The sequence below is a fragment of the Pseudomonas sp. DE0010 genome (assembly GCF_007680745.1).
Classification (GTDB): domain Bacteria; phylum Pseudomonadota; class Gammaproteobacteria; order Pseudomonadales; family Pseudomonadaceae; genus Aquipseudomonas; species Aquipseudomonas parafulva_B.
In genome coordinates this window covers 19,794-36,275 of sequence record NZ_VEJQ01000021.1, presented here as the reverse complement: position 1 = coordinate 36,275, position 16,482 = coordinate 19,794, and the positions used below count along the sequence as shown (strand labels likewise).

The window sequence follows — 16,482 nt, the reverse complement described above, 5'->3', positions numbered from 1 at the left end:
TAAACTCGCGCCACTGCTGTCTGGAGTGAACTATGCGCGATGTACTCAATGCAGGCCTGATCGATTTTCTCAAGGCCTCCCCTACTCCCTTCCACGCCACCGCCAGCCTGGCCCTGCGCCTGGAGGCCGCTGGCTACCAGCGCCTGGACGAGCGCGAGAGCTGGTCCGTCGTGTCAGGCGGGCGCTATTACGTCACCCGTAACGATTCCTCGATCATCGCGATCAAGATGGGCAGGCAGCCACCGCTGCTCAACGGCATCCGCATGGTCGGCGCCCACACCGACAGCCCCTGCCTGCGGGTCAAGCCGCAACCGGAACTGCAGCGCCAGGGCTTCTTGCAGCTGGGCGTGGAGGTGTATGGCGGGGCCCTGCTGGCGCCGTGGTTCGACCGCGACCTGTCGCTGGCGGGCCGGGTCACCTACCGCCGTGACGGCAAGGTGGAAAGCCAGCTTGTCGACTTCAAGCTGCCGATCGCGGTCATCCCCAACCTGGCCATCCACCTCAACCGTACCGCCAACGATGGCTGGCATATCAACCCGCAGACCGAACTGCCACCGATCCTGGCGCAAGTGGCCGGTGACGAGCGCATCGACTTTCGCGCCCTGCTGACCGAACAACTGGCGCGCGAGCACCAACTCAACGCCGACGTGGTGCTGGACTACGAGCTGAGCTTCTACGATACCCAGGACGCCGCGCAGATCGGGCTCAATGGCGACTTCATTGCCGGTGCCCGCCTGGACAACCTGCTGTCGTGCTACGCCGGGCTGCAAGCCCTGCTGGCCGCCGACAGCGATGAAACCTGCATCCTGGTTTGCAATGACCACGAGGAAGTCGGCAGCAGCTCGGCCTGCGGCGCAGACGGGCCGATGCTCGAGCAGACTTTGCAGCGCCTGTTGCCCGACGGCGACGCCTACGTGCGCACCATCCAGCGTTCGTTGATGGTTTCGGCCGACAATGCCCATGGCGTGCACCCGAACTACGCCGACAAGCACGACGGCAACCATGGCCCGAAACTCAACGCAGGGCCGGTGATCAAGGTGAACAACAACCAGCGCTACGCCACCAACAGCGAAACCGCCGGCTTCTTCCGCCACTTGTGCATGGCCGAGGAAGTACCGGTGCAGAGCTTCGTGGTACGCAGCGACATGGGTTGCGGCTCGACCATCGGGCCCATTGCGGCCAGCCACCTTGGCGTGCGGACGGTCGACATCGGGCTGCCGACCTTTGCCATGCACTCCATTCGCGAGCTGTGCGGCAGCCATGACCTGGCGCACCTGGTGAAGGTCCTGACAGCGTTCTACCGCAGTCACGACCTGCCGTGAGCCACGCAGAGCGCCGGGGTGCTACACACCCGGCGCCAACAGACCGCACTGCTGCACATGGCCGACACGTTCGCCTCAGGCAGGCCGGGCCGGGGGTTAGCGACTATGCTAATGGCATGTCTCACTGCAAAGGACTGTCGCCATGTCACCCTTCCTGGCCCTGCTGATCCCCGTCTGCGCATCCCTGCTGCTGCTCACCCTCGGGTTCGGCCTGCGCGAGCGCGATGTTGGCGTGCTGATGATGTGGGCAGGCACCCTGGGCATCTTCGGCCTGACCTGCTGGAAGATCCTGGAGAAACTGCCGTCATAAACCTCTACACTCGGGCAATCGTTTGACCTGAGGTAGATCTGCCCGTGCCTGCCCTTCTGCGTTACCTGCTTGTCCTGCTGTTGCTGTCCATCGGCCCTGTACACGCAGCAGGCCTGCCCGGCCTTCTAGGGTCCAGTGCCCCCGCCCAGCCCGAGGCTTCCGAGCCGCTGGGCAAATCCCTGGACGAGGTGATCAAGAGCCTTGAGAACGACCAGCAGCGTGCCAAGCTCCTGGCCGACTTGAAAAAGCTGCGCGACGCCACGCAGAAGTCACAACCGAGCGTTGAGCAAGGCGTGCTCGGCTTGATCGGTGGCGCCCTGCACGATTTCGAAAAGCAGTTCACCGGCGAGGCCAACCCGTTCCAGCGCTGGGGCATGGAAATCGACCAGGCCCAGGAGGAACTGGCGGCCTTGATGGTGCCGGTTCACCAATGGCCCGCGATCCTGTTCGGCTTTGCAGCAGTGATTGCGGTGTGGAGCGTGCTGGCATTCGCCTTCAACTGGGTGGGCCATCGGGTTCGCCTGCGGTTCGGCCTGAGCGAAGAACTGCCCCAACATCCCCGCACCTGGGACCTGGTCCGCTTCGCCCTGCGCAAGCTGGGCCCGTGGTTGGTTGCGCTGGTGTTCACGGTGTACTTGAGCTTCGTACTGCCCCCGTCGCTGGGTAAATCGCTGGCCATGGTGCTGGCGTATGCCCTGGTGGTGGGCACCTGCTTCTCGGCCATCTGCGTGATCGCGTTTTCCCTGCTGGACGGCCCACACCGCCACCGGGCATTACACATCCTGCGCCACCGTGCATTCCGGCCCTTGTGGCTGATCGGCAGCTTTGCCGCCTTCGGCGAGGCCATGAGCGACCCGCGCCTCACCGCTGCGCTGGGCATACACCTGGCCCATGGGGTGGCCACCTTGGCCAACGTCGTCGCCGCGGTGTGCACTGGCCTGTTCATCCTGCGTTTTCGCCGGCCCATCGCCCACCTGATCCGCAACCAACCCTTGTCGCGCCGCCTGACGCGACGAACCCTGAGCGACACCATCGAGATCCTGGGCAGTTTCTGGTTCATTCCGGCGCTGATTCTGGTGGCCATCTCCCTGTTCGCCACTTTCGTCTCGGCCGGTGACACCAGCACGGCGCTTCGCCAGTCACTGATGTGCACGGTGCTGGTCGTGGTGTGCATGGTGCTCAATGGCCTAGTGCGCCGCCACGCCGCCAACCCCAAGCGCGCCGGCAAACGCCATGCGGTGTATGCCGAGCGGCTGCGCAATTTTGGCTACTTGCTGGTGCACCTGTTCATCTGGCTGGTGTTCATCGAGCTGGGTCTTCGGGTATGGGGGCTGTCGATGATCAGCTTCGCCGAAGGCGACGGGCATGACATCAGCCTGCGCCTGATGGGCCTGGCAGGCACGCTGATCGTCGCCTGGCTGGTGTGGATCCTGGCCGACACGGCGGTACACCATGCGCTGGTCCGCTCGCGCCGCGGCATGGCCAACGCCCGGGCGCAGACCATGATGCCGTTGATCCGTAACGTGATGTTCGTCTTCATCTTCATCATCGCGGTGATCGTGGCTCTGGCCAACATGGGCATGAACGTGACGCCGCTGTTGGCCGGTGCCGGTGTCATCGGCCTGGCGATCGGCTTCGGTGCCCAGTCGCTGGTGGCCGACCTGATCACCGGGCTGTTCATCATCATCGAGGACTCCCTGGCCATCGACGACTACGTGGATGTCGGCGGCCACCTGGGCACTGTAGAAGGCCTGACCATCCGTACCGTGCGCCTGCGGGACATCGATGGCATCGTGCATACCATTCCATTCAGCGAAATCAAGAGCATCAAGAACTACTCCCGCGAATTCGGCTACGCGATCTTCCGCGTGGCGATCCCCTACAACATGAACATCGACCAGGCGATCACGCTGGTGCGCGAGGTTGGTCAGAAGCTGCGCAGCGATCCGCTGATGCGGCGCAACATCTGGTCGCCACTGGAGCTGCAAGGGGTGGAGAGCTTCGAGTCGGGTTCAGCAGTGTTGCGCGCCCGCTTCAAGACGGCGCCGATCAAGCAGTGGGAAGTGTCGCGGGCCTTCAACCTGGCACTCAAGCGCCAGCTCGACGAAGCCGGCCTGGACCTGGCAACGCCCAGGCTGTCGGTGCAAGTGGTAACGGCCGGCGCAGGCGCCGTTACACAAGCCGAGGCGTCCAGTTGAAGCCGATTGGCCACGGACTGTGGCCGCGCCGGTGCCCCGAGAGGTCGCCCGGCTAGCCTGCCTGTGCCCTGATACAAATGGCGTCATGGCGCCAGTATTCCAGGTCGCAGTCGATCAGCTGCCCGTGCTGGTCGCTGTTGACCCGGGTGATCTGCAGCCCCGGGCTGCCCGCTGACACCCTCAACGCTCCGGCCGCCTGCACGGGCAATGCGGTGGGCAAGATCTCGAAGCACACCTGCCCGTAGTGCAGACCGTATTGGCGCTCATAGATTTCGGTCAATGACTGCGCCAGGTCGTGTTCGAGGATGGCCGGGAAGTAACGCGGGTTGAGGTAGTGCTCGGCGTACAGCACCGCCCTGCCGTCGATACGCCTGAGCCTGCAGATGCGCACCACACTGGACAACGCCGGCAGTTGCAGCCGCGCGCAGATGGCCGCCGAAGCCGGCTGCAGCCGAGCCGACAGCAGCTCGGTACTGGCGGCTCGCCCCTGCTCACGCACCATTGCATGGAAGTGGCTGCGCGCGATGAGGTCATAGCTCAAGCGCTCGGGGGCGACGAACCAGCCCCGCCGCTCTTCGCGATAGATCAAGCCCCTTGCCTCCAACTGCACCAACGCCTCGCGCAGGGTGATGCGCGTGGTGGCGAAGAGTTCGCTGAGCCGGCGTTCGGCGGGCAGCTTGCCGCCCGGCGCCAACAGGCCGTGCTCGATCTGCTCCTCAAGGGCGTTACAGATGGCTGTTACCGCGCGCGGTGGCATTGGCTGCATCAAAGGTTACCTATCTGGACTAGGCCAGCCCCACGACAGGGCACCGGGCACTGGGTGCAAGCCTAGGCAGGGCTGATGAACATCCCGTGACAAGCCTGCCCGGCTAGCGCTGCCAGAAACGGGCCAGGCCTTGCGAAGCCCGGCCCGCAGGTGGTCTACGCTGTACTGCCAGAAGCCGCGATCAGGCAGCAAAACCTGGGGCTACATCAAATTGTCACGCTACCGGCCTACCTTGGCTCAAGGTTTGCTGACCTAGACCAAGGCTGCAGACAACGGCTTCATACATATCAGCGTTCGGTCGATGCACCCACCCAAGGAGCTACGGATGAAAAAGTTGTTCATGGCGTCACTGCTCGGTTCGGCAATCGCATTCTGCACGTCGGCCATGGCCGCCGATGACCTCAAGGCACTGGAGGATGCAGCCCGCAAGGAAGGTACGGTCAATAGCGTGGGCATGCCCGATGCCTGGGCCAACTGGAAGGACACCTGGCAGGACCTGGCCAGCAAATATGGGCTCAAGCACAGCGACACCGACATGAGTTCGGCCCAGGAAATCGCCAAGTTCGAGGCGGAAAAAGACAATGCCAGTGCCGACATCGGCGACGTGGGCGCAGCGTTCGGGCCCATTGCCATTGCCAAGGGCGTAAGCCAGCCGTACAAGCCAAGCACCTGGGACCAGGTGCCAGAGTGGGCCAAGGACCAGGATGGCCATTGGGCGCTGGCCTACACCGGCACCATCGCGTTCATCATCAATAAGGACCTGGTCAAGGAATCAGAGCGGCCCAAGACCTGGCACGACCTGGAACGCGGCAAGTACAAGGTGGCCATCGGTGATGTCGGCACCGCTGCCCAGGCCGCTAACGGCGTGCTGGCCGCCGCCATCGCCTACAAGGGCGATGAGAGCAACGTGGCCCCAGGCCTGCAACTGTTCACCAAGCTGGCCCAGCAAAAACGCCTGTCCATGGCCAACCCGACCATCCAGACCCTGGAAAAGGGCGAGGTGGAAGTGGGCGTGGTCTGGGACTTCAATGGCTTGAGCTACCGCGATCAGATCGACCCCAAGCGCTTTGAAGTGCTGATCCCATCGGACGGCTCGATCACCTCGGGCTACACCACCATCATCAACAAGTACGCCAAGCACCCCAATGCCGCAAAACTGACGCGTGAATACATATTCAGCGATGCCGGGCAGATCAACCTGGCCAAGGGGCACGCGCGCCCGATTCGCGCCGAGCACCTGAAGCTGCCAGAGGATGTGCAGGCCAAATTGCTGCCCAACGAGCAATACGCGCCTGCGCAGCCGATCAAGAACGCCGAAGCGTGGGAAGCGACCTCCAAGAAGCTGCCGCAGATGTGGCAAGAGCAGGTAATCATCGAAATGGAATGAGGCAGGCAAACTGGCCTGCCAACTGCCACGCGGGTCGTCCTGCCTGCGTGGCAGCCCTAGCGAGCCGGCGTCGCGCCAGCAGTATCCCCCTGGCGCGGCGCGGCGCACTGCAAGCGCCCTCTCCCCGATGTTTTTGCGGAGTCATCAATGAGCCACAACGTCATCCTGGTGCTGTTGGACGGGCTGAACTATCAGGTTGCCCACCACGCCATGGGCCATTTGCACGCCTATGTCGAGGCCGACCGCGCCGCGCTTTACCGCATGGAGTGCGAACTGCCGTCGCTGTCCCGCCCGCTGTACGAGTGCATTCTTACAGGTGTTCCCCCTATCGACAGCGGTATCGTGCATAACAACGTCAACCGGCTTTCCAACCAGCGCAGCGTGTTCCACTACGCCCGCGAGGCCAACCTGGGCACGGCAGCCGCGGCCTATCACTGGATGAGCGAGCTGTACAACCGCTCGCCTTTCGACCCCCAGCGTGACCGGCATACCCACGCCCCCAAGTTGCCCATCCAGCATGGGCTGTTCTACTGGGACGATCGCTACCCCGATTCACACCTGCTGGCCGACGGCGAATACCTGCGCCGGCGTCATGCGCCCAATTTTCTGCTGGTGCACCCGATGAGCATCGACGATGTAGGCCACCACCATGGGCTGGACAGCAGCCAATACCGCAACGCTGCCCGCAGCGCAGACATCCTGCTGGCCGACTACCTGCCCAAGTGGCTCGACGAGGGCTACCAGGTGCTGGTGACCGCCGACCATGGCATGAACAACGACCGCTCGCACAACGGGCTGCTGGCCGAAGAGCGCGAAGTGCCCTTGTTCGTGTTCGGCGCAGCCTTCAGCCTCGACCCCTCGGCCAAGCCACTGCAGACCGACCTGTGCGGGACCATCTGCGAGTTGCTCGGCGCCGCTCACGACAAATCGGTCTGCCGGGAGTTGCTCAAATGAGCCAGTCGCCCCGTGGCCGGTACCTGGCGTTGTTGTGCCTGGTGCCTTTCGCTGTCGTTTTCGTGGTCTTCCAGATTGCCCCGCTGGCCTGGGTGGCGCTGAGCAGCCTGCAGTCGGAGGCAGGTTGGGGCATGGACAATTTCAGCAAGGTGTTCGCCTCCAAGTTCTACCTGCAAGCCCTGCAACGCAGCCTGGAGATCAGCTTCTGGTCCAGTCTGTTGGGCATCATCATCGCGACTTTGGGTGCCTATTCGCTGCGCCAGGTGGACTCGCGGCTGCGCGACTTCGTCAGTGCCTTTGCCAACATGACCAGCAATTTTGCCGGTGTGCCGCTGGCGTTCGCGTTCATCATCCTGCTCGGCTTCAACGGCGCATTGACCCTGTTGCTCAAGCAGATGGGCCTGCTGGAAGACTTCAGCATCTACTCCAAGAGCGGGCTGATCCTGGTTTACACCTATTTCCAGATCCCACTGGGTGTCCTGCTGCTGTACCCGGCCTTCGACGCGCTGCGCGAAGACTGGCGCGAGTCGGCTGCGCTGCTGGGTGCTAACCACTGGCAGTTCTGGCGGCACATCGGGCTGCCGGTGCTAGCCCCGGCGCTGCTGGGCACCTTCGTCATCCTGCTGGCCAACGCCCTGGGCGCCTATGCCACGGTCTATGCCCTGACCACCGGCAACTTCAACGTACTGCCCATTCGCATCGCGGGCCTGGTGGCCGGCGACATCAGCCTCGATCCGAACCTTGCCAGTGCCCTGGCGATGGTGCTGGTAGGGCTGATGACAGTGGTCACCGTGGTGCATCAATGGTTGTTGAAAAGGAGCTACCATGCGCGCTGATTCCCGTAGCGGCGGCTGGTACCACCGCGCCGTGGTCTACCTGCTGTTTCTCATTCTGCTGATGCCACTGGCCGGCACCCTGCTCTACTCCCTGGCCACCAGTTGGTCGGCCACTCTACTACCCAGCGGCCTGACCCTGAAGTGGTACGTGGCGTTGTGGAGCGAGCCGCGCTTTCTGGCAGCGTTCGGCCAGTCGTTGCTGGTGTGCGTTGGTGCGTTGCTGCTATCGGTGGTGCTGATCCTGCCGCTGCTGTTCGTGGTGCATTATCACTTCCCCCGGCTCGACGCATTGATGAATGTCCTGATCCTGCTGCCGTTTGCCGTGCCACCTGTGGTGTCGTCGGTGGGGTTGCTGCAACTGTATGGCAGCGGGCCGATGGCCATGGTGGGGACACCGTGGATCCTGATCGGCTGCTACTTCACCATTGCCCTGCCCTTCATGTACCGGGCCATCACCAATAACCTGCAGGCCATCAACTTGCGCGACCTGATGGACGCGGCGCAATTGCTGGGCGCCAGCACCTGGCAGGCGGCTCTGCTGGTGGTACTCCCCAACCTGCGCAAAGGCCTGATGGTGGCCCTGTTGTTGTCGTTCTCGTTCCTGTTCGGGGAGTTCGTGTTCGCCAACCTGCTGGTGGGCACGCGCTACGAAACCCTGCAGGTCTACCTCAACAACATGCGCAACAGCAGCGGCCACTTCAACAGTGCGCTGGTGATTTCCTATTTCGCCTTCGTGCTGATTTTGACGTGGGTCGCCAACCGCCTGAACAAGGACAAGACCTGAGATGAGCTACGTCAGCGTACGCAACCTGCAGAAAAGCTACGCCGGTAGCCCGGTATTCAGCCAGATCGATTGCCAGATCGAACGGGGCGAGTTCATCACCCTGCTCGGCCCTTCGGGGTGCGGCAAGTCCACGCTGCTGCGCTGCATCGCCGGGCTCACGCCGGTCGACAGCGGGCAGATCCTGCTCGACGGCATTGACATCGTGCCGCAGAGCCCGCAAAAGCGCGGCATCGGTATGGTGTTCCAGAGTTATGCGCTGTTTCCCAACATGACGGTGGAGCAGAACGTTGCCTTCGGGCTGCGCATGCAGAAGGTCAGGGGTGATGAGAGCCAGGCAAGGGTGCGCGAGGCATTGCAGCTGGTGGAATTGAATGACTTCGCCGCACGTTACCCTCATCAGTTGTCTGGCGGGCAATGCCAGCGCGTCGCCCTGGCCCGCTCCCTGGTCACCCGGCCCCGACTGCTGTTGCTCGACGAGCCGCTTTCGGCACTCGATGCGCGCATTCGCAAACACCTGCGTGAGCAGATTCGCGCCATCCAGAGGGAACTGGGCTTGACCACGATCTTCGTTACCCATGACCAGGAAGAAGCCTTGACGCTGTCGGACCGCATCTTCCTGATGAATCAGGGCCGTATCGTGCAAAGCGGCGATGCAGAGACCCTCTACACGGCCCCGGTGGACCTGTTTGCCGCCGGCTTCATCGGCAACTACAACCTGCTCGATGCCGACAGTGCCAGCCGCCTGTTGCAGCGCCCTGTCTCCGGGCGCCTAGCCATACGCCCCGAATCCATCACGCTGGGCCTGCACGGCGAACTCGACGCCCAGGTGCGCAGTCACAGCCTGCTGGGCAACGTGATACGTTATCGGGTGCAGGTGCGTGAGGTAGAGCTGGTGGTGGATGTGCTCAACCGCTCGCCGGCCGACCTGCATGCCGACGGTCAGCGAGTCAGCGTGTCGATAGACCCCAGTGCGCTACGGGAAGTGGCTTAAGGAGATGCATGTATGGCGCTAGCCATTTTCGATCTGGACGAAACCCTGATCCACGGCGACTGCGCGTCACTGTGGAGCGAACACATGGCACGGCTGGGATGGGTGGATGGCGAGACGTTCCTGCGCCGTGACCACGCGCTCATGGAGGCCTACGGCAAAGGCGAACTGGCGATGGAAGACTACATGGCGTTCAGCCTGGAGCCGATTGCCGGGCGGACGCTGGAAGAAGTCGCACACCTGGTCGAGCCGTGGGTGGAAGATGTCATCGAACCGATCATTTTCGGCGATGCCTGCCGCTGCATTGCCGAGCATCGCAAGCGCGGGGACCGGGTGCTGATCATCTCGGCGTCAGGCGTACACCTGGTCGGGCCGATTGCTGCACGCCTGGGCGTGGACGAATACCTGGCCATCGATCTGGACGCCCACAACGGCGTCTATACCGGCCGGACCCACGGCGTACTCACTTACCGGGAAGGCAAGATCACCCGCTTGCTGGCCTGGCTGGACCAGGAGCAGGAAAACCTGGAGGGTGCGAGCTTCTATTCGGACTCGCGCAATGACCTGCCCCTGTTGCTGAAGGTGGATAACCCTTGTGCCGTGAACCCGGACCCGGTGTTGCGCGAGCATGCGCAAGCTCACGGTTGGCCTATCTTGAGCTGGCACTGAACCCGCGCTCGGTGTTCAGTGCCAAACGCTTACCCTGCCTCCCCTCAAGCCTGCGCTCAGGCAGGCCCAAGGGCCCATCAGGGCGCGATGACGCCAGTGCGCGAGTAGGCAAACGGGTCCGGCACTAGGCCAGGCTTGGGTCGATGATCATGACCAGCTTGCCGGACACCTGGTTGGTCTCGAGTTCGGCGTAGGCTGCCTGGGCGAACTCCACCGGATAGGTATCGACCAACTGCGGTGACAACCGGCCTTCGGCGAACAGCGGCCAGACTTGCTGGCGCAAGTCACTCAACAGTTCGGCCTTGAACGCATCGTCACGGTTGCGCAAGGTCGAACCTGTAATCTGCGCCCGCTTGGCCATGACCTGGGCAAGATCCAGTTCGAACTTGCGTCCACCCATCACGCCAATGATCACCCAGCGCCCGTCGCGGGCCAGCAGCTTGAGGTTGAGCTCGCCATAGCTGGCGCCGACCGGGTCGAGAATCACATCGAATGGGCCGATGGCTTCCAGGTCATCGAGGTTCTGGTTGCGCACAACACCCCCTGCCGCGCCCAAGGCCTGGCAATACGCCAGTCGCTCGGCCGAACCGACGCTGACCCACACGCTGTTGCCGAACGCTTTGCACAGCTGAATGGCAGCCGACCCTACGCCGCTGGCACCGGCGTGCACCAGCACCTTCTCGCCGGCCTTGACGCCACCCAGCTGGAAGATGTTCAGCCACGCCGTCGCGTAGACTTCCGGCAGGGCCGCCGCTTCATGCAGGCTGAGCCCTTCGGGCACAGGCAGCACGTGCCGCGCATCAACGATCACTTCCTCGGCCATGGCACCGCTGGCCAGCAGTGCGCACACCCTGTCGCCCACCCGCCAGGCTGTCCCGGCCCCCACTTCTGCGATCACGCCGGCACATTCCAGGCCCATGTAGGGGCTGGCGCCGGGCGGCGGCGGATAGAGCCCTTTCATCTGCAGCAAATCGGCACGGTTCAACCCCGCAGCCGCGACCCGGATGCGTACTTGTCCTGCATCACACGCAGGACGTTCGGCTTCGACCCAGGTGACATGTCCGTCAACGCCTTGCAATGCCTTCACAGTGCCTCCATAGTTGAATCATATGACCGAGCCTGGGCACCCGTGCCCAGGCTTTTTGCAGTATGCGCCCGGTTTTTATGGAACCGGCGAACGGAAAAGACGGCCTACTATGCGTGATCAATTGCCCCCACGTCGAATCAGCATGAAGCATTTCCTACCCAGCACCGCCCTGGCACTGATGATCGGCCTTGGCAGCCTTACGCTCGGCGGCAATGCGGCGGCCGCCAACAAGTGGGACAGCCTGCAACCGGACCGCGACGAAATCGTCGCCAGCCTCAACGTGGTGGAGCTGCTCAAGCGCCATCACTACAGCAAGCCGCCGTTGGATGACGCCCGTTCGGTCATCATCTACGACAGCTACATCAAGCTGTTGGACCCGGCACGCAGCTATTTCACCGCCGCCGACATCGCCGAGTTCGACAAGTGGAAGACGCAGTTCGACGACTTCCTCAAAAGCGGCAACCTCGACCCTGGCTTCACCATCTACAAGCGCTACTTGGACCGGGTCAAGCAGCGCCTGGACTTCGCCTTGGCCGAGCTCAACAAGGGCGTGGACAAGATCGACTTCACCGTCAACGAGACCTTGCTGATCGACCGCAAGGACGCGCCTTGGCTCAAGGACCAGGCTGCCCTGGACGAGTTGTGGCGTAAACGCGTCAAGGACGAGGTGCTGCGCCAGAAGATCGCTGGCAAAGAGCCCAAGCAGATCCAGGAAACCCTGATCAAGCGCTACAAGAACCAGCTGGCACGCCTGGATCAGACCCGGGCTGAAGACATCTTCCAGGCGTACATCAATACCTTCGCCCAGTCCTACGATCCGCACACCAACTACCTGTCGCCTGACAACGCCGAAAACTTCGACATCAACATGAGCCTGTCGCTTGAAGGGATCGGCGCGGTACTGCAAAGCGACAACGATCAGGTCAAAATCGTGCGCCTGGTGCCCGCCGGTCCTGCGGCCAAGACCAAGCAGGTCGCGCCGGCTGACAAGATCATCGGCGTAGCCCAGGGCAACAAGGAAATGGTCGACGTCGTCGGCTGGCGCCTGGACGAAGTGGTCAAGCTGATTCGTGGCCCCAAGGGCTCGGTGGTACGCCTGGAAATCATCCCGGCGAGCAACGCCCCCAGCGACCAGACCAGCAAGATCGTGTCGATCACGCGTGAAGCGGTCAAGCTTGAAGAGCAGGCGGCCAAGAAGTCCGTGCTCAAGCTCAAGCAGGACGGGCGTGACTACAAACTTGGCATCATCGAGATCCCGGCGTTCTACCTGGACTTCAAGGCCTACCGCGCAGGTGACCCGGAGTACAAGAGCACCACGCGTGACGTGAAGAAGCTGCTGACCGAGCTGCAAAAAGAGAAAGTCGATGGCGTGGTCATCGATTTGCGCAACAACGGCGGCGGCTCGCTGCAGGAAGCGACCGAACTGACGAGCCTGTTCATCGAAAAAGGCCCCACTGTACTGGTACGCAACAGCGATGGCCGTGTCGATGTGCTTGAAGATGAAAACCCAGGTGCCTTCTACAAGGGGCCGCTGGCGTTGTTGGTCAACCGCTTGTCCGCCTCGGCATCGGAGATTTTCGCCGGCGCCATGCAGGATTATCACCGCGCGTTGATCATTGGCGGCCAGACCTTCGGCAAGGGCACCGTGCAGACCATCCAGCCACTCAACCATGGCGAGCTCAAGCTGACCCTGGCCAAGTTCTACCGCGTTTCCGGGCAGAGCACCCAGCACCAGGGTGTATTGCCGGACATCGACTACCCGTCGATCATCGACACCAAGGAAATCGGCGAAAGCGCCCTGCCCGAAGCGATGCCGTGGGACACGATCCGCCCGGTCGTCAAGCCTGCGGTAGACCCCTTCAAGCCTTACCTGGCCCAGCTCAAGGCTCAGCACCAGGCGCGCAGCGACAAGGATGCCGAGTTCATCTACATCCGCGACCGTCTGGCATTGACCCAGAAACTGATGACCGAAAAAACCGTCAGCCTCAACGAGCAGGCACGCCGGGCGCGTCACGATGAAGTCGAGGCCAAGCAGCTGGCCCTGGAAAACATCCGTCGCAAGGCCAAGGGTGAAGAACCGCTCAAGGAGCTGAAAAAAGAAGACGAGGATGCACTGCCGGCCGAGGATGAAAACACCAAGCCGGAAGACGACGCCTATCTATCGGAAACCGGGCGCATCCTGATCGATTACCTCAGCGCCAGCACCAAGGTGGCTAAAAAGTAAGCGGCAGACCCTGGGGAGGGACGAATCATTCGCCACCCTCCCTGATGTGTAATCGAAAGCCGGGCTCATTGATGCCCGGCTTTCTTTATTGGGTCATTGATAGGTGCGGCTAGCGAATGATTGGATGGCTCAGCGCCGCTGAATGCGCGCTGTGCCTGGTCAGGCGGGGTCGGGGTACGTGTATTCGAATACGCGTGCGACCTCAGAGGCATGCCAGGACGCGGCCTCCATGCCATCGACAGGCCCTGTGAAGCGCCCCAGCCGCTCCACGCACTCAAAAAAGCCCGTGCGCGGCAAACGGCTGGCACCCTGGCTGATCACCAGTGAACTGCGCAGGGGTTGTTCGGCACGCGCATCCAGCACCGCCAGGTACTCAAGCGCCGCGGTCAGGGTCTGCATGGCAGGGCTTGGCAGTTGCAGGCGTTCGATGAGCGCTCGGTAAGTCAGCAAATGACGTTGGCGTCGGGCCAGATCCAGCTCGCCCAGCAGGTTGTCCCAATGCTGGCGGCTGATCCTGACCTGACTCATGAAGCCTCGCTCCAGCCAGGCACACCCAGGTGCCAAGCCAGCGCACGGCGTATGGCGGCGTCGGGCTGCCGCTCACCCGATTCGATCATCGCCAGGTAGGCCGGGCTGACGCCCACATTGCGGGCCAGGTGCTCGGCGGCGATACCCTTGTCCCGGCGTATGGCCCCAACCTCGGCAAAGGCAGGCAGGACGGCGTGCGAGTCGTTTTCTTGCACAGGTGCAGGTGCCGGAGTATTCGCTGGGGCCTGCCCTGCCGCCTTGAGCAGCGCCTGGTAGTCTTCCCACGCTGGGACGGCATACTCGGGTTGACCGTCCCGGCTGATGACCTGAATATCCATTGCAAAACCCCTTCGAGAGGATTACTGGAGGTAATCCATTGGCGTGTTTCATGTGCCAATTATATGACCAAGTTCAGGATCTTTGCAGTCGAGCCCTTCCAGGGGACCACTGTGTCACTCACGCCTCAAGGGATTTCACGCTCCAGACGCAGCTCTTCGGGGGTAGCTGGAAGACGCTCTACCACCTGCAGCCGCTCCGGGGACTGGCTGTCTCGCCAGGCCTTGAAGCGCTCCAGTTCATCGGAAACGGTCTTGAGCACCCACCCCAGCACGGCGATGTCATCCAGAAAGCCTACGCCCAGCAACCAGTCCGGGATGGCATCGATGGGGCTTACGAAATACAGCAGTCCGACAACGATCGTAATCAATGCCTTGCGGTTGATCGCCCGGTATTCGCCACGCCACCAGGCCAGGCACAGGGCCTGCATCAACTTCACGTCTTCGCGCAGCTTGCCCAAGCGTGGCCCTTTGCGGGCCACGGCAAACAGCAGCGCTGGCAAGCGCCCACGGCTGAGCAGGCGCTCGGCCAGGGGCAGGAAGCGCGCGAAATTCCAAGGTGCATTCATGGTGCCTCCAGACGGAAAAGGTTATCCACATTTATTGTGGATAACCTTGTGAACAGGGGGACGTTTACGAGCCCGTTGGCCCATAAACAAGGCGCCGGACAAGATCGGGCATTTTTTACACAGCGGTTACAAATCACTGCACAGGTCCGCCCCAGGACCGTAATTTCAGACGCAGCTTACAATGGGTACCTGTCCCTGTTCGGACAGTGTGTGCCGGGGCAGGTTCGAATGGGGTGTGCCTGAACACGTAGGTACTGCAAGGCAGCCTCGCCACCGGTTCAGTACGGCTCTGAGTGTCATCAGGTACCCGTGCAGGAGGATTACGCTGTACCCGTGTAGGAACGGCCCTGCCGGGACGCCGAATCGGTGGCGTAGGATCTCTAGGATCTGGCTTCGCCACACAAACCATTGGGGCCGCAAAGCGGCCCCAATGGGATTGAGTGAGCCGAACTCTCCGTGAGGACGGCGCGCTCGTTTCAACCGAAATACCGCTTACTTAGCAGGTGCTTCAGCCGGTGCTTCGGCAGGTGCCTCGGCCTCAGGCTCACCGCCTTGCAGCTGCGCGGGGTCCTTGATCGCGATCAGTTCCAGGTCGAACACCAGAACCGAATTGGCAGGGATCAATGGGCTCGGGCTCTGGGCGCCGTATGCCAGGTCAGCAGGGATGAACAACTTGTATTTCTCGCCAACGTGCATCAATTGCAAGGCTTCGACCCAACCTGGGATCACGCCACTGACCGGCAGGTCGATCGGGCTGCCACGCTCGACGGAGCTGTCGAAGACCTTGCCGTCGATCAACTTGCCTTCATAGTGAACGGTCACTACGTCGGTTGGCTTGGGCTGCGGGCCATCGGCCTTCTTGATAACCTCGTATTGCAGGCCCGAGGCGGTGGTCACCACGCCTTGCTTCTTGCCGTTTTCCTCAAGGAATTTCTTGCCCGCAGTGGCCGCCTCTTCGCTGGCCTTGGCCAGGCGCTCTTCGGCACGCTTTTGCAAGGCAGTGAAGGCTTCTACCAGCTCTTCGTCCTTCAGGCGCTGCTCTTTCTTGCCAACGGCATCCTCGATACCCAGCGCTACCGCCTTGGAATCAAGGTCATCCATGCCTTCCTGTGCCAGGCTCTTGCCCATGTTCAGGCCAATGCCGTAGGAAGCTTTCTGCGCAGGCGTCTTCAGTTCGGGGCTGCTGGCCTGCTGATCACAACCAGCCAGTACCAGGCCTACCAGGGCAACCGCAGCCGCCAAACGATGCTGTTTCATGCTAATTCCTTGTTCATGCGCCATAAGGGCAATCAGGGTAGAGGCCGCGAGCTTAGCAGGCGGCCCTCACCAATGGCTACCGGCATAGGAGCGGGTTTGGGTAAGTAAGTTCAGCAAGTGAATCGTTATTCATCAACCAGGTAACGGCCATGTGCCATGACCTGGAAGATCCCCCTTTCGTGCGCCTCGTATCGTGTCGAAAACAGCAGGCAGCGACAGGGAAATCATCCACGATCAAGTGTCGCACCCGTGCTCGAAGGTGGCATGT

Annotated in this window: 16 protein-coding genes; 10 read left to right on the top strand and 6 right to left on the bottom strand. The window is 62.2% G+C overall.

The window, feature by feature from the left end; all coding sequences use genetic code 11:
• Positions 1–32 precede the first annotated feature (32 nt).
• From FS767_RS16105 to FS767_RS16100, 3 genes are all read left to right on the top strand, one after another.
• Complete coding sequence (locus FS767_RS16105) at positions 33–1,322, top strand: M18 family aminopeptidase (RefSeq protein ID WP_144966830.1); 1,290 nt, start codon at positions 33–35, stop codon at positions 1,320–1,322.
• A gap of 142 nt (positions 1,323–1,464) precedes the next feature.
• Positions 1,465–1,632 (top strand): hypothetical protein, encoded by a 168-nt coding sequence (locus tag FS767_RS22890; protein WP_167339350.1) that lies wholly within the window; start codon positions 1,465–1,467, stop codon positions 1,630–1,632.
• A gap of 44 nt (positions 1,633–1,676) precedes the next feature.
• Positions 1,677–3,830, top strand: a complete 2,154-nt coding sequence (locus FS767_RS16100) for a mechanosensitive ion channel family protein (RefSeq protein WP_144966828.1) — start codon at positions 1,677–1,679, stop codon at positions 3,828–3,830.
• 52 nt (positions 3,831–3,882) lie between these two features.
• Here the strand turns inward: FS767_RS16100 and FS767_RS16095 are convergent, their stop codons facing one another.
• Positions 3,883–4,596 carry a UTRA domain-containing protein gene (locus FS767_RS16095; RefSeq protein ID WP_058604183.1) on the bottom strand — a complete coding sequence of 238 codons (714 nt, stop codon included), beginning with the start codon at positions 4,594–4,596 and terminating at the stop codon, positions 3,883–3,885.
• A gap of 325 nt (positions 4,597–4,921) precedes the next feature.
• Between FS767_RS16095 and FS767_RS16090 the strand changes: the two genes are divergently transcribed.
• The 6 genes from FS767_RS16090 (at position 4,922) to FS767_RS16065 (ending at position 10,214) form a co-directional block, all read left to right on the top strand.
• Positions 4,922–5,983 (top strand): ABC transporter substrate-binding protein, encoded by a 1,062-nt coding sequence (locus FS767_RS16090; RefSeq protein WP_144966826.1) that lies wholly within the window; start codon positions 4,922–4,924, stop codon positions 5,981–5,983.
• 147 nt (positions 5,984–6,130) lie between these two features.
• Positions 6,131–6,937, top strand: coding sequence for an alkaline phosphatase family protein (locus FS767_RS16085; RefSeq protein WP_058604181.1), 807 nt, complete (start codon positions 6,131–6,133; stop codon positions 6,935–6,937).
• A complete protein-coding gene (locus FS767_RS16080; RefSeq protein WP_144966824.1) occupies positions 6,934–7,773 on the top strand; it encodes an ABC transporter permease subunit in 840 nt (279 codons plus the stop codon). The genes FS767_RS16085 and FS767_RS16080 overlap by 4 nt, the downstream gene beginning before the upstream one ends.
• Positions 7,763–8,557: an ABC transporter permease gene (locus FS767_RS16075; RefSeq protein WP_058604179.1), complete on the top strand. Its 795-nt coding sequence runs from the start codon at positions 7,763–7,765 to the stop codon at positions 8,555–8,557. Before FS767_RS16080 ends, FS767_RS16075 begins: the two co-directional genes overlap by 11 nt.
• Before the next feature lies 1 nt (position 8,558).
• Entirely contained in the window at positions 8,559–9,548 is a 990-nt protein-coding gene (locus FS767_RS16070; protein ID WP_058604178.1) for an ABC transporter ATP-binding protein, read from the top strand.
• A 12-nt stretch (positions 9,549–9,560) separates the two neighbouring features.
• Positions 9,561–10,214, top strand: a complete 654-nt coding sequence (locus tag FS767_RS16065) for an HAD family phosphatase (protein WP_144966822.1) — start codon at positions 9,561–9,563, stop codon at positions 10,212–10,214.
• Positions 10,215–10,338: 124 nt separating this feature from the next.
• On the opposite strand, the gene FS767_RS16060 is transcribed toward FS767_RS16065, so the two are convergent.
• Positions 10,339–11,301 carry an NAD(P)H-quinone oxidoreductase gene (locus FS767_RS16060; RefSeq protein ID WP_144966820.1) on the bottom strand — a complete coding sequence of 321 codons (963 nt, stop codon included), beginning with the start codon at positions 11,299–11,301 and terminating at the stop codon, positions 10,339–10,341.
• A 142-nt stretch (positions 11,302–11,443) separates the two neighbouring features.
• On the opposite strand from FS767_RS16060, the gene FS767_RS16055 reads away from it, so the two are divergent.
• On the top strand, positions 11,444–13,525 hold the full coding sequence (locus tag FS767_RS16055) for a carboxy terminal-processing peptidase (protein ID WP_178102743.1): 2,082 nt from the start codon (positions 11,444–11,446) through the stop codon (positions 13,523–13,525).
• Positions 13,526–13,684: 159 nt separating this feature from the next.
• Here the strand turns inward: FS767_RS16055 and FS767_RS16050 are convergent, their stop codons facing one another.
• From FS767_RS16050 to FS767_RS16035, 4 genes are all read right to left on the bottom strand, one after another.
• Positions 13,685–14,053 carry a hypothetical protein gene (locus FS767_RS16050; RefSeq protein WP_027915781.1) on the bottom strand — a complete coding sequence of 123 codons (369 nt, stop codon included), beginning with the start codon at positions 14,051–14,053 and terminating at the stop codon, positions 13,685–13,687.
• Entirely contained in the window at positions 14,050–14,391 is a 342-nt protein-coding gene (locus FS767_RS16045; protein WP_144966818.1) for a helix-turn-helix domain-containing protein, read from the bottom strand. Before FS767_RS16045 ends, FS767_RS16050 begins: the two co-directional genes overlap by 4 nt.
• A 125-nt stretch (positions 14,392–14,516) precedes the next feature.
• On the bottom strand, positions 14,517–14,957 hold the full coding sequence (locus FS767_RS16040; RefSeq protein WP_144966817.1) for a YkvA family protein: 441 nt from the start codon (positions 14,955–14,957) through the stop codon (positions 14,517–14,519).
• Between the two features lie 492 nt (positions 14,958–15,449).
• Positions 15,450–16,214, bottom strand: coding sequence for an FKBP-type peptidyl-prolyl cis-trans isomerase (locus FS767_RS16035; protein ID WP_058604172.1), 765 nt, complete (start codon positions 16,212–16,214; stop codon positions 15,450–15,452).
• Between the last annotated feature and the right edge of the window lie 268 nt (positions 16,215–16,482).